Origin of the sequence: Haloferula sp. (assembly GCF_049672945.1) — a bacterium.
GTDB lineage: Bacteria > Verrucomicrobiota > Verrucomicrobiia > Verrucomicrobiales > Akkermansiaceae > Haloferula.
In genome coordinates, this window is sequence record NZ_JBATWY010000141.1 from 59,235 (window position 1) to 71,547 (window position 12,313).

The following is a 12,313-nucleotide window of genomic DNA, read 5'->3' on the forward strand; positions in this document are numbered from 1 at the left end:
CCCCTCAAGCCTTCGGCATCGCCCCTCCGTTTCAAAGTCGCGGCCTCCCCATGCTCCAATCCTGAAGCCGCCAAACCCCGCGATCAGAGCCGACCCGCCGCCTTGATGTCCAGATAGCGATTCGCCAGTGCCACCGGCAGGTCTTTCGCCGGCACATCGAGCGTCATCACCCCAAAACCCTGAAGCGTCGCCATCACCTCCGAGCGCTCGGCATCATAGCGCTCCGCCGCCGCAAATCGCAGCGCGTCGCTGAAATCCTCGATCGGTTTGCTTCGCGCATCTTCGATCGTCTGTTCCCTCAAACTCGCCAACATCACCAGATGCCGCTGGCTCAGAATCCGCATCGCTGGCACGAGTTCGGAAGCATCCTCGCCCCGTAGATTCGTCAACAACACCACCAGCGCCCGTCGCCGCTGCCGCGCCTGCAGACGCTCCGCCGCTGCCGTAAAGTCACTCGGCTCCGCCGTCGTCTTGTAGTCGTAGAGATGCTGCAGCAGCGTCGACATCGAATGCGCGCCCTTGACCGGTGGCAGCCATCGATTCGTTCCTCCAAAGGACTGCACTCCGACCTGATCCCCCTGCTTCAGGGCCACATACGAAAGTAACAGCATCGCATTGAGACAATGGTCGAACTGAGGAAGGTCGCCATCGATCGCCCGCATCCGTCGTCCGGTATCTGTTAGAAAGACAATCGTCTGATTCCGCTGCTCCTGATACTCGCGACTGATCAATTCAACCCGCCTGGAAGTGGCCTTCCAATCGATCTGCGCCAGCGGATCTCCTTCACGGTATTCGCGGAGTTGATGAAAGTCGCGACTACTTCCAGCAATCGACCTGCGAACGATTCCCATCTGATCCTGTCTCGCCTGCATCGAAAGCAGCGCGAACCTCACCACCGGTTCGTAGTCCGGATAAACCCTGACTTCCTCGGGCTCGCCAACCAGCTGCCTGCGCCTCCACAAACCCAGTGGCGAAGCGATTCCCACATGGATCCTGCGAAAGGTCGCCGGCCCCCGTTCGAAAATCCTTACTTCGTGCTCGATCCTCACCTTCTCTGTTTTCGGAACCCGCCCCGACCAGGGCATCACCTCGGATTCCACCCCCTCGGGAATCCCGTCGTAAATTTCCACCTTCAGCTCCCGCCCACTGCGATTCAATAAATCCAGCCGCACAACTCCGGGTTCTCCAACCGCGAAGCGCGCCGGCAATTCCCTCGTCAACTCGAAGCCCGAAGCCACACGCATCCAGATGGCATCGACCCCGAACATCAGCAACATCAGCGCCCCAAAAATCACCCAGACCATTTGCCAGTCCGCACGGACCGACACCAGAAGACCGAGTAGTCCCCAGATGAAGATCAAATACAGACTGCGGGCCGTCGGGGTCACTGGCGGGGGGCGGGCACGGACTCAACCAGCGACTTGAGGATGGCATCGACATCCTGACCACCCATGGCCACCTCGGGCGCCAATTGCACCCGATGTCGAAGCACCGGCAACGAAGCGGCCTTGATATCATCAGGAATCACGTAGCCGCGGCCGTGCAGCGTGGCGATCGCCTTGCCAATCCTCACCAAGGCAATCGCACCACGAGTGCCCGCACCCAGCGCCACCGCCTTCGAATCACGGGTCGCTTGCACGATGGCCACCGCGTAGTCGACCACTTCCTGCACCACCTGCACCGCAGCGGTCTCAGCCTGCGCTCGAACCACGTCTTCTGGAGTCGCGACCGCCTCCACCGAAGCCACCGACGACTCGCCCGGCACTTCCGCAGCCGATCTGGTCACGATATCGCGCTCCGCATTCCCTTCCGGATAATCGATCAGCACCTTGATCAAAAATCGGTCCAACTGAGCCTCCGGCAACGGATAGGTGCCCTCATGCTCGATCGGGTTCTGAGTCGCCAGCGTCATGAACGGCGGACTCAAGGTCATCGACTCCCCATCAATCGTCACCTGCCGTTCCTGCATCACCTCGAGAAGTGATGATTGAGTCTTGGCCGGCGCGCGGTTGATCTCATCCGCAAGCAGGAGATTAGTGAAGACCGGCCCGCGTCGCAGCTGGAAGGTCTGACTTTTCATGTCAAACAAACGGAAACCGGTGACATCCGAAGGCATCAAATCAGGCGTGAACTGGATCCGCCCAAAGTTCCCTGAGAAACTCCGCGCCAAAGCCAGCACCAACTGAGTTTTCCCAAGTCCGGGTTTGCCCTCTAACAGCACATGACCACCGGCAAGCAGGCACGCGAGCACTTGGTTGATCACCTCTCTTTGGCCGAGCACCGAGCGCCCAATCTGCTCCCTCATCGCGGCGATCAAACTGGCCGAAGCCGGCCTTTCCGGCTCACTTGGAGCTTGCGGCGCTTCAAATTCCGATACCGGCCTTCCCCCATCAAGCGGCAGGTCCGGTGTAAGTGCTTCTTCTTCGTTCATGGAATGGATAAGTGAATGGTTTGCAAATCGGCGACAAGGCGGTTGAAGGCTCCCTGGTCCTTGGAACGCTCGAAAGTCATGGCTCGCTGCGCACGCTCGCGAGAAATGCCCGCACGCTCCGCCATCAGTTGGAAGACATCCGCATCCCGATGGCCGCTGGTCAGCGCCAGGCGGTGCGCTCTTTCAATGATACTGTCCCTCAGTGGCCTGAGCAGACCCTCGGCCCGGTCAAGCCTCCAGTGAAAGTCACCAAGCGCTTCCAAATGATGATCGTAAGCCCGCGTCGTGCCGACAGCCTCGCGCGAATCCAAGGGGCCAAAGCGCGGCAGGTTCTTCCACAGCCAGAACACAACCAGCAGAATGAGCGCGATCATTGCCGGCCACGCCCTCGACCACAGCAGTTTCCAGAACGATAGAGACACGTTTCGAATAAAGATGGTTCGGCCGACATAGGGCGAGCTTTCTTCCATCGCCAGCAGCAAGGCCGCATGATCGTAGTCCCCGATCCACCGGTTCCGAAACGGTCTTGCATCCGCAACAAGCGTCAGTCGCCCTCCTCCATAAGCAATCGACCGGACCATCTTCGCCTCTCCCTGCTCGTCGAGTGGGATCAATGCGGACTCCATGAAGACTTCATATTCCTGCCCGAGAAACTCGACCTTCTCCGCCGTGGTTTTGTCGTCGTCCTGGCGCGACGTCTGTTCCAATTCGAGATCCAATTCCTCCATCCACTCGGTGAACGGTTCAGGGAAGTCATCCTTCGTGCGAAACGGGTTGAAGCCTCCTTTGCGCCAGTCGTTGAGATACGCCTCCCCATGGCTCAGAAGCACCACCGTATGCCCGCCTCTCCGCGTCCAATCTCCCAGTTCCTTGACGTAGCCGCGCGCCGTTAGCGACGATGCAGGAACCATCACCATGCTCACCTGACCACTCAGTTCAGGCCATCCGGATTGATTCTCCACCTCGTAGTCAAATTCGGAGAGAAAGCGCTCGGCAGCCAGATAGGGATTGATCCTCGCCTTCCCCTTGTGACCGGTCTCGCGAGTCGTTTCTTCATAACTGCAGCTCGCCAGCACGAGCAGCGGAAACAGCATCAGAAGCCACTTCATCCAGGCCTCCTCTCCGAGAACGGCCAGCGACCGCAGAGTTCCTCGACCACGGCATCCTCCGGTTCTTCCCTGGCGTAGGCGAGCTTCATCCAGTGCTCCGTCAAACCTCCGAAATACTGCAGATGACCGGCCTCGGCACGCCGCGCCCGATCGAGACAATCACTCTCGGTATCGGACTCTGCAATTTCAACCCCCGCCCGATTGATCATCCACGATATCGACCCCCGATAGAGCAAGCTCATGGCCTCGTGACAACGGCCTTCTCGCCACAATCGCAGCGCCGCATCCGACACATCCTCGGGCAGGCTCTCCGGCGCTACCGCCATCCCCATCACCACCTTGGCCTGAGCTTTCCGCAGCCCGCCATCCTGCCTGCCACGACCCTGAAACACATGTCGATAGCGGTAGATCAACCACACCAAAAGCACCAGCAACCCACCGATCAATCCAACCTTGAGAAGGATGCCCAAGGCCTCAATCAATCCAGGCGCTCCCGATCCTCCACCCGACCCGGAAGACCCTCCCCAATTGAATCGCTCGAGCCAATCCCACTTCGGAGTCTTGAGGGTCTCCGTGTGAACTTCAAAATCCTCGTGTGCGAGCACCCGCTCGATGACCGGACCACTCTCCTCCGCCTGTCCCGGAACCATCAGCAATCCAAGCAAGCCGACCACCAACAAGCCCGCGACTCCCTCCAGGCGGTTCCCCAGGCGACGGAAGGCCAGTTCCACATCCCAACCTTCGATCCAAGTACGATGATTCACGTACACCCCGAATCCGGCACCGGTCGAAAACAGATCCACCAATGCGATCGAGACACACATCGAGCCCACCAGCGTGATGGCCAGGCTCAGCGGTGGCGTTCCTCCATCACCTTCGAACCACAGCGACATGAACTCCGTCCAGCCCTCACCCGCCCCGTCGGGGATGAACAGCGAGACGGTAAAGAAAATCGAAACCGCCATCCAGAAGGTCAGGAAGAGCCGCCACATCGCCAGCATCATCACACTTGAGTCCCCGCGCCTCATCAGCACCCGGCACCTTTCCTTATACTCCTTCCCCTTCAATCCCTCGAGGTCCTCGACCGGCATCGTCAGCGGACGCCAGGGTGAGAACCGAGCCCAGAGCATTCGATAGAAGAACCTGCGCCCGATGGCTCTCGGCAGCTCCCTGAGGACCTCTCGTCGACTCGGCCGGTCACCAAACAAACGGCGACTTAGTTGAAAGAGCACCAGCCTCGATGCCACCGGAACCCACCACCAGAAGGCGAAGCAGAACCAGAAGGGATGATCCGGAAGCAGCACGAACGCCAACGGCAGCAGAGGCAGCATCCCCCAACACCACACCAGACCCAGACCCCAGAAGTCCCGACGCACCAGCGCGAGCCCGAGATCGACCGCCTCCCAGTCACTGCGCGGACGCAGCTCGGCCGTCACCGCCTCAAGCCTCATGCTTCCCCCTTCCCAGTAGCGTGAAGTACGCAATGTGTAGTAACCACATCGCGATCCCAAAGCCATACTTCACCGTCGCGGGAAGCGCCTGCGCGGACCAGAATCCCTCAACCACCGCCGCCAGCGCCGTCATGCCCGCCGCACCAAAAATCAAAGGCAGCGAACGCTTGGCCGCCTCCGCGATCGCCTTGCCCCGCGACATGCGACCCGGCTTGAGCACTCCCAGCCCGAGCCTCATCCCCGCCATCGAGGCCACCACCATTCCCAGCAACTCGAACGACGAGTGGCCCGCCACAAAAGTCCAGAACGACTCCGGATTGCAGGCATAATTCACATAGCCCGCCGATGCACCCAGGGCGAGTCCGTTGTAGACCGTGAAAAAGATCGTTCCCAGGCAGGCCACGATCCCTCCCGCAAAGATCCGGAAATCGATGCTGATGTTGTGCTCGATGTAATACGCAAACATCCGGAAATTCGAACCGAACTCCGAACGCAGATGCGAAATCTGCTCCTCCTCCCCGCCATACATCTGCTCCATGCTTGCCATCCCCTCGGCGCCGATAATCGACTGGACCCAGTCAATATTGACCTGAGCCATCGCCATCATTCCAAAGAACGGTAGCCAGAACATCGCGTTGCACAGCCAGAACAGCCGCCACTCCTTCCTCACCGCCGCCGGAAAACTCACCCCGATAAATCGCACGAAAGACTCCGTCCCTTTCCGCCGCGAACGGTAGAGCAGCTTGTAGCCCCGGATCACCAACTCATTGAGCCGGCTCACCACACTGCCGCCGTACATCCGGTGGTTCGCCAGGGCCAGATCCGAGCAGGCCTCACGAAATTTCCGTGGCAATTGATCCACACCCTCAACGGGCTTCCCCTTCTCGACACTCTCAATCAAGCGGTCGAGTTCCTGCCACGACTCCTGCCGCTTCTCCTGGAAATTTCCCGAGTTCATCTCCGTTCCTGCAACCAGTGGGCCATCGCCATCAAGCGAGACACCCCCGCCGCGCCCGCACTTCCACTCAACGCCCTCGCATGATCGGCGATCTCCTGGCGCCTTCCGTCCGACCACAAACCAGCGCGATCTCGAAATGACGACAAAGCCAGTACCTCCTCGGGCCTCAATGCCACCGTCGGCTGGATCGACTCCATCGGTGGCGGCGCGGGCATCGCCGGTTCAGGTGGGATCTTGGAATAAATCACCACCGTCCCCGCCGCCAAATCACCCAGTCTCTGAAAGCGCCGTGTTGCCAACGAAGAGGCGATCGCGAAACCAAAAGTCGGAATCCCCATCACCCCTCCACCGATGAAGGGCATGCCATCGGCATATCGAAGGAAATTCCTCAGCACCGACTGGGAAAAGGTAATCGGCGAACCCGAAGTCTGCACGACCCGCAAACCGACAATCCGTTTTCCCGGAGTCGCCCCCCACTTTCCCGCCTCAAAAAACACCGGATACCACCACCAGATGAAAAACCACGCCAGCGAGATCAGACCCGCCGAAGCCATGCCGCCAACCACCACCCCGGTCATCGCCAGCACCACCGAAATCAGCAGCACGAAGGCCCACTGGATCACCAAATCCAGCGCCAGAGCCCCTCCCCGCAGCAGCGGCCCAGCTATCCGCAGGCGCACTTCCACCCCCTCGGCCAGCTCGATCGCCTGCAAGGTGTCCAGACGGCTCCCTGATTCCTCCATTGATTCCAGACTCAGACACGCTAACGACCCCCACCGATCCGTAAATCCCCAATATGGAGAAGGACTTTGCAAGTTCTTCGGACCCACCACCCCGGCCCCACCCCCCAGAGATAGACAGCCAAGAAGCCCGCCCTCCCTCCGCAAACGCCCCGCGTTTCAAGGTCAAAGGTCAAAGGTCGAAAGTTCGGGATCGCAAGAACCTCCAGACCTCCAGACCTCCAGACCTCCAGACCTCCAGACCTTCAGACCTTCAGACCCTGAGACTCTGAAACCGAAAAATCCCGATTGAATAATCCCCCAGCTGGCGCATCTTAGTGCTGTTCAGTGAAGGGGGCGTTCTGGTTTCGACGGGATGTTCGACGCACTGGCTGCACGTCGAGGTTGGTCGGTTGGCCTCGTTAAAAAGCCGCCCAAAACACATAATTGCAGACTCTAACGAGCTCGCACTCGCTGCTTAATTGACAGTGACGCCTGAACCCCGACGCCTATTGAGGGGGATGGCGACTACTTAATAGGCTAGTTCCCAGACCGGGTGACCGGGTCCGGAGACGAAATCAAACAGGTCTCTAGGATGAGGAACGCTGCAAGCGAGCCGCTCTCTTCCGAAAACACCTGAACGCTTGCTAAACGTGTAGATGCCAATGTTGAAGACGTCGCGGACAGGGGTTCGACTCCCCTCGCCTCCACCATCCTTCGCTCGGATCAGCGTAAGCGACCCGAGCGAAGGATGGTGCCGCGCCGTAGTTCGGAACGAACGAAGGCGGGCTTAGGCTCCCGAGCTATCCACCTTCGTCTTTCAGACTGCGGCGCGACGTAGCGGCTCAGCATTCGCCTTCGATCCACTTCTGCGCAACAAGGGCCATCATCAAAAGATTCCCGAGCGAAATGTTCTGCACCTACATTCTCGAGAGCATATCGAATCCCGAGCGCCACTACGTCGGGCACAGCGCCGACCTCAAGGTCCGCCTCTCCGAGCACAACGCCGGGAAATCCGCCAATACTGCGAAGCACCGTCCGTGGAAAGTCCGATGCTACTTCGCATTCGAGACGGAGTCTTTGGCTAGAAACTTCGAAAAGTATCTCAAAAGCGGATCCGGTCGGACCTTTACCAAACGCCATTTCGTCGAGTAGCGGTCAGCCGAAGCGACCCGAGCGAGCGCTATCTCGACTCGCTCACCGAGCGGGACATCGAGGAATGGCGGGACGACAAGCTCAAGGGATCGAAGCGCTACCGAAACAACATCCTCGCCCACCTGCGACACCTCTTTGAGCGAGCGCGTGTTTGGGGAATCGTCCCCAAAGGCCACAACCCGGCCCGTGAAGTGCCTTCGCTGAAGATTCCCCGCACCGAGCCAGTCGTCTGGGAGCCCAAGACCCTGAAGGCCTGCCTCAAGTTGTATCAAAAATCCAACAAACCCGACGCAGGGACCAAGATCGTCTTTCTCGCCCTCGGTGCCTTCGCCGGCATGCGGCCGAGCGAGATCGAGGGCGTCGTCGGCGAACGCGACGGACTCCAGTGGGACGACATCGATTTCAAGCATCGCCACATTCGTGTCCGCGCCGAAGTTGCCGGGAAGCTCGCCGAACCGCGCTACATCACCTTCACCGAGAAGCCGGGTGCTCGACTCTCGAAAGACCTCGCTGACCAGATCTGGACGACCCTCGCATCGTGGATCGAGCCTCACCGGAAATCATCCGTGTGACTACCGTGTGCTAATAAGTGCGTCTTGAGCTAGGGCGCAGCAACGCTCTGGGGAACGCAAACCGGGAGCTCCAGAAGCCGATCATCTGCTTCTTGAGAGTAACCCGGGGAAAAATGGAATCCGTAGATCAGCTACTTGTTCACGGGACGATAATGTGCTCCCCGTCCTTTCCCGCGAAGTTCGGCGTAGCCATTCTCAATGAGCTCAGTGAACTTGTCCTTCAACGTATTACGGTTCGCGCCGAGTGCCTCAGCGGCACCACTGACCGAAAGGGTTTCCCGTTCTATAAGGAGCTTGAGCAAGCGATCCGCCAGCGGTGACAAGTCACGTGAGATGCCAGCGCCTCCCGGCAGCCCAGAGGGTGTGTCCAAGCGATCACGTAGGCGTCCGATCTGAGATTTCAAGGCCCGCAAAAAGAAAAGCACCCACGGCTCCCAATCGGCTTTTTTCTGAAACGAAGTCTGCGTGCGGCGCAGCGCAAGGTAATAGGCTTCCTTGTTGTGCTCGATGACGCTTTCGAGGGAAATGTAAGATGCGTAAGAGTAACCCGCTCGTAAGAGCATCAGATTGGTCAGAACTCGTGAGAGCCTGCCATTGCCGTCTTGAAAAGGATGGATCGCAAGGAAGACGACATTGAAGGCTGCGATTCGCAGAAGTGGATGAAGGACGGGATCTGCCTCCTCTTTCGCGTGCCAAGCCAATAACTCGTCCATCAACATTGGCGTCTCGAACGGACTAGCCGTCTCAAACACGATGCCGACTTGCTTGCCTTCCTCATCGAAGGCTGCGACATGGTTATCGAGTGTTTTCCATTGGCCTCGATGTCGCTCATCCTTGTCGCTGTAGCGCAGAAGATCGCGATGCAGTTGAAGCAGGATACTCTCGGCCACGCGGAGATCTGGCCACGCGGTTTGGATCGATTCCATCACATAGGCGTAGCCCGCAACTTCTTGTTCATCTCGGGACTGAAAAGATTCCTTACCCAGATTGCCGACGAGTTCCTCAACCTCACCATCACTGAGTTTCGCGCCCTCGATGCGGGTGGAAGATCCCGCGCTTTCAATGGTCGCGATGCGACGGAGAGACCGCAGGATTTCTGGCCCGACGTCTCCAATTGCGCGCCACTCGCCCTTGAACTCATCGATTGCGGCGATCAGGGTTAGCATCTCATTGGTCGGCTGAGCCACCGGTGGAAGCGGAATGTTCACGCGAGCAGAATACCTCCAATTCACCCCAATGCCATCCAATTACCTCCATTTCCATCCAATTAATGGAATGGTCATTTTCTGCATCCGCCACCTTTCTCGCCCTACTCAAAAGCACGCCGTGCGATCTTCTTGGTCAGGCGCTCCACTCCTCCCTCGAAGCTCGCCACCAAGTCCGCCCCCGCCAGGGACGAGGCTCCCTTGAAGTCGTCTCCCATCCCCGCCAATCGAAACGCCGCCGTCATCGCGGGCAGGTTCTTCCGAATCGAGATCGACCGCGCACTTTCCGAAGCATCGGGCGTGACAGCCAGTCGCTCCAGGATCTCCAGCGCGTGGCGCACTCCCAGATAGAACGGTGCCTGCGAGAACCAGCGGGACCCGCCCCCGAATTGCTGGTGGAAGGTCTTGTTCCGCGGGTTCACCGAATACACCTTCCGTTTTCCCACCGGCTCACTTTCCAGCAGGCCTGACAACTCCAGGTCGTTGAGGATCGCCTGGACCGATTTCGAGAACCAGCCGGTATCCCGCGCGATCTCCGCCGCATAGCCGGAGGAATGCGTCAGCAACCACGCGATCACTTCCGGCCGCGCACTCACCCCGAAAAGAGAGCGCAGGCGCAGCAGAAAGACTTCCGGCCGGGAGCCGTCCGGGGCCTGGCTCATCTTCCTTAACTCCAGCCCCTCCGGCACCCAGGCCTGTCCGCCCGGTGAGGAAACGCTCTCGGCCCAGGCGGCCAGCAACTTCCAGTTGCGATGCCCCGCCGCCTCCATGAAGCGGCCTAACTCCTCCAGCCCTTCCCGCGTGCCGACGCGCGAACTCGTCTGCAAATTTTTCAATCGCTGCAGGCTGATCAGCCCACCATTTCGCGCCAGCCAATCGAGCACTTCCCCGACCAGTCGGGCTTCCCGACCGCCGAATCGCATCGTCGCCAGCAGCAGCGCCTCCGCGTCCACCACGAACGGCACCGGAGGCATCTTCGTGCCGCGCCCCGCCACTCCCAATGCGATCCATTGATCCCACAGGAAATCGACAAGGGTCCCCCGCAAACGCTCCGCCTGCTCATTCCATTTACTCATGCCCCACCTCCTTCAACACTTCAGCCAGGCGTTGCTCGCCAACAGCGTCCAGTCGCCCACCATCCCTCAGCCATTTCGCCACGCGTCCCCACTCCTCCTCCGTCGGGGCGAGGGCCACCAGATCATCGACGTCGCGTTGCTCCACCCGGCCGAGCGTCGCATACATCTTCAAATGAATCTGCCCGACTCTCCCCACAAATCCGATCCGCAAGCAGCGTCCAAACGCCTCTTCCTGAATCTCCGACCAAAGCTCGGCCGGCCACTCCTCCAGCGGCATCAGCAGCATCGATGTCGACGCGTTGAGCCAGTTCGACGGCAGGCGCAACTCGGTCGCCACCTCCGCCGCGGCCTCCTTTACCTCATCCGGCAGCGGCCAGGCCGGGATCAAGTCCCCATCCACCTCGCCACGCCTCGCCAAGACGTCCACATCCTTCGTCACCCGAGCGACAATCCCCAAGGCCCGCAACGCCGTCCCACCACAGACGATCAGTCGCAGCGGCGCTACACCCCGCCCCTCCAACACCTCTCCCAACAAGGAGAGCGCCTCGCTCAATTCATCGTTCTTCGTTTGCATGTGGATGTTTATACGGGTATTCTTGGATGTTTTAAAGAATTCTTCCAAAGCAGGCAAATCCCATATCAACGCCTTGAAAAGCGAGAGAGCCACGAGCCAACGAGAGTCTGCTGATAGAAAAAATTAGGCGTGTTTTAGGCATGTTTCGCTCCAGCAATAGTCTGTAGGTCACTGACTATCATTACTCTAGGATTCCATGAAAAGGGATTCGACTCCCCTCGCCTCCACCATTCGACGCGCGGAAGCAGCGAGAGCTGATTTCGCGCGTCGAATGGTGCCCTGAGCACGCGACGACAGGAGCACGTCGAAGGGCATTTCGTGCTTCCCCTTGCTCATGGCCTCCGGCCGGAGAAGCAAAGCGCGTCGAATGGCTTCATGCAATGAGCTTGTCGAATGGTGCCCTGTCCTCGACTCTGAGGGACGAGCCCTCAGGCTCGAACTCGAAGAGAGCACGCGACGTTAAGAGCACGTCGAAGGGCCTCCGTGCTTCCACTTGCTCATGGTGTCCACCACCTTCGGATCGATACCTTACGAAGGTCCTGAGCAAACGAAGTGCGTCGAAGGACTTTTACACTAAATGGACTCCACTCACTCAAACATGCCCTCCCCCTACTTCGTCTACATCCTCAAATGCTCTGACGACACCTATTACGTCGGGCACACCGAAGACCTCGAGGAACGGCTCAAATCACACCGTGCCGAAAAAGGTTCCCGACACACCGCCTCACGTCTCCCCGTCGAACTCGTCTACTGCGAACCCCTACCCACACGCTCTGAAGCGATGGCACGGGAGGCTCAGTTGAAAAAGTGGAGCCGAGCCAAGAAAGAGGCGCTTATTGGTTCCGATCACGACGCGCTCAGGGCACTGAGTCGTAGTCGCGAGAAGTGATCCCCATACCTCGAAGCATTGTCCGTGGAAAGTCCGATGCTACTTCGCATTCGAAACGGAGTCTTTGGCTAGAAACTTCGAAAAGTATCTCAAAAGCGGATCCGGTCGGACCTTTACCAAACGCCATTTCGTCGAGTAGCGGTCAGCCGAAGCGACCCGAGCGAACGCTACCTC

Annotated in this window: 12 protein-coding genes and 1 other RNA gene; 4 read left to right on the forward strand and 9 right to left on the reverse strand. The window is 59.1% G+C overall.

Annotation, left to right across the window (positions count from 1 at the left end):
- Positions 1–83 precede the first annotated feature (83 nt).
- Genes WBG04_RS12500 through WBG04_RS12525 form a run of 6 tightly spaced genes read right to left on the reverse strand, consistent with a single transcriptional unit; the run spans position 84 to position 6,692 of the window.
- Positions 84–1,388, reverse strand: a complete 1,305-nt coding sequence (locus tag WBG04_RS12500) for a DUF58 domain-containing protein (RefSeq protein ID WP_424314768.1) — start codon at positions 1,386–1,388, stop codon at positions 84–86.
- Complete coding sequence (locus tag WBG04_RS12505; RefSeq protein ID WP_424314769.1) at positions 1,385–2,431, reverse strand: AAA family ATPase; 1,047 nt, start codon at positions 2,429–2,431, stop codon at positions 1,385–1,387. Before WBG04_RS12505 ends, WBG04_RS12500 begins: the two co-directional genes overlap by 4 nt.
- The gene (locus tag WBG04_RS12510; RefSeq protein WP_424314770.1) at positions 2,428–3,540 is read right to left on the reverse strand and encodes a DUF4350 domain-containing protein; all 1,113 of its coding nucleotides are present in this window, start codon (positions 3,538–3,540) and stop codon (positions 2,428–2,430) included. Before WBG04_RS12510 ends, WBG04_RS12505 begins: the two co-directional genes overlap by 4 nt.
- The gene (locus WBG04_RS12515; RefSeq protein WP_424314771.1) at positions 3,537–5,024 is read right to left on the reverse strand and encodes a hypothetical protein; all 1,488 of its coding nucleotides are present in this window, start codon (positions 5,022–5,024) and stop codon (positions 3,537–3,539) included. The genes WBG04_RS12510 and WBG04_RS12515 overlap by 4 nt, the downstream gene beginning before the upstream one ends.
- On the reverse strand, positions 4,981–5,949 hold the full coding sequence (locus WBG04_RS12520; RefSeq protein WP_424314772.1) for a stage II sporulation protein M: 969 nt from the start codon (positions 5,947–5,949) through the stop codon (positions 4,981–4,983). The genes WBG04_RS12515 and WBG04_RS12520 overlap by 44 nt, the downstream gene beginning before the upstream one ends.
- Complete coding sequence (locus WBG04_RS12525) at positions 5,946–6,692, reverse strand: RDD family protein (RefSeq protein WP_424314773.1); 747 nt, start codon at positions 6,690–6,692, stop codon at positions 5,946–5,948. The genes WBG04_RS12520 and WBG04_RS12525 overlap by 4 nt, the downstream gene beginning before the upstream one ends.
- Positions 6,693–7,021: 329 nt before the next feature.
- Here WBG04_RS12525 and ssrA point away from each other — a divergent pair.
- The 3 genes from ssrA (at position 7,022) to WBG04_RS12540 (ending at position 8,395) form a co-directional block, all read left to right on the forward strand.
- Positions 7,022–7,381, forward strand: a transfer-messenger RNA (tmRNA) gene (ssrA, locus tag WBG04_RS12530).
- A 196-nt stretch (positions 7,382–7,577) separates the two neighbouring features.
- The gene (locus WBG04_RS12535) at positions 7,578–7,823 is read left to right on the forward strand and encodes a GIY-YIG nuclease family protein (RefSeq protein ID WP_424314774.1); all 246 of its coding nucleotides are present in this window, start codon (positions 7,578–7,580) and stop codon (positions 7,821–7,823) included.
- A gap of 191 nt (positions 7,824–8,014) precedes the next feature.
- Positions 8,015–8,395 (forward strand): hypothetical protein, encoded by a 381-nt coding sequence (locus tag WBG04_RS12540; RefSeq protein ID WP_424314775.1) that lies wholly within the window; start codon positions 8,015–8,017, stop codon positions 8,393–8,395.
- A gap of 131 nt (positions 8,396–8,526) precedes the next feature.
- Here the strand turns inward: WBG04_RS12540 and WBG04_RS12545 are convergent, their stop codons facing one another.
- The 3 genes from WBG04_RS12545 to WBG04_RS12555 all read right to left on the reverse strand — a co-directional run bounded on the left by WBG04_RS12545 (position 8,527) and on the right by WBG04_RS12555 (position 11,250).
- A complete protein-coding gene (locus WBG04_RS12545; RefSeq protein ID WP_424314776.1) occupies positions 8,527–9,603 on the reverse strand; it encodes a Fic family protein in 1,077 nt (358 codons plus the stop codon).
- 101 nt (positions 9,604–9,704) lie between these two features.
- Positions 9,705–10,676, reverse strand: coding sequence for a helix-turn-helix domain-containing protein (locus WBG04_RS12550; protein ID WP_424314777.1), 972 nt, complete (start codon positions 10,674–10,676; stop codon positions 9,705–9,707).
- Positions 10,669–11,250 carry a hypothetical protein gene (locus tag WBG04_RS12555; RefSeq protein ID WP_424314778.1) on the reverse strand — a complete coding sequence of 194 codons (582 nt, stop codon included), beginning with the start codon at positions 11,248–11,250 and terminating at the stop codon, positions 10,669–10,671. Before WBG04_RS12555 ends, WBG04_RS12550 begins: the two co-directional genes overlap by 8 nt.
- 598 nt (positions 11,251–11,848) lie before the next feature.
- Here WBG04_RS12555 and WBG04_RS12560 point away from each other — a divergent pair.
- Positions 11,849–12,139, forward strand: coding sequence for a GIY-YIG nuclease family protein (locus WBG04_RS12560; protein WP_424314779.1), 291 nt, complete (start codon positions 11,849–11,851; stop codon positions 12,137–12,139).
- Positions 12,140–12,313 lie beyond the last annotated feature (174 nt).

Coding starts and splice junctions, on each gene's coding strand:
- WBG04_RS12535 (WP_424314774.1), top strand. CDS start 7,578: ATGTTCTGCACCTACATTCTCGAGAGCATATCGAATCCCGAGCGCCAC.
- WBG04_RS12525 (WP_424314773.1), bottom strand. CDS start 6,692: ATGGAGGAATCAGGGAGCCGTCTGGACACCTTGCAGGCGATCGAGCTG.
- WBG04_RS12505 (WP_424314769.1), bottom strand. CDS start 2,431: ATGAACGAAGAAGAAGCACTTACACCGGACCTGCCGCTTGATGGGGGA.
- WBG04_RS12550 (WP_424314777.1), bottom strand. CDS start 10,676: ATGAGTAAATGGAATGAGCAGGCGGAGCGTTTGCGGGGGACCCTTGTC.
- WBG04_RS12510 (WP_424314770.1), bottom strand. CDS start 3,540: ATGAAGTGGCTTCTGATGCTGTTTCCGCTGCTCGTGCTGGCGAGCTGC.
- WBG04_RS12520 (WP_424314772.1), bottom strand. CDS start 5,949: ATGAACTCGGGAAATTTCCAGGAGAAGCGGCAGGAGTCGTGGCAGGAA.
- WBG04_RS12560 (WP_424314779.1), top strand. CDS start 11,849: ATGCCCTCCCCCTACTTCGTCTACATCCTCAAATGCTCTGACGACACC.
- WBG04_RS12555 (WP_424314778.1), bottom strand. CDS start 11,250: ATGCAAACGAAGAACGATGAATTGAGCGAGGCGCTCTCCTTGTTGGGA.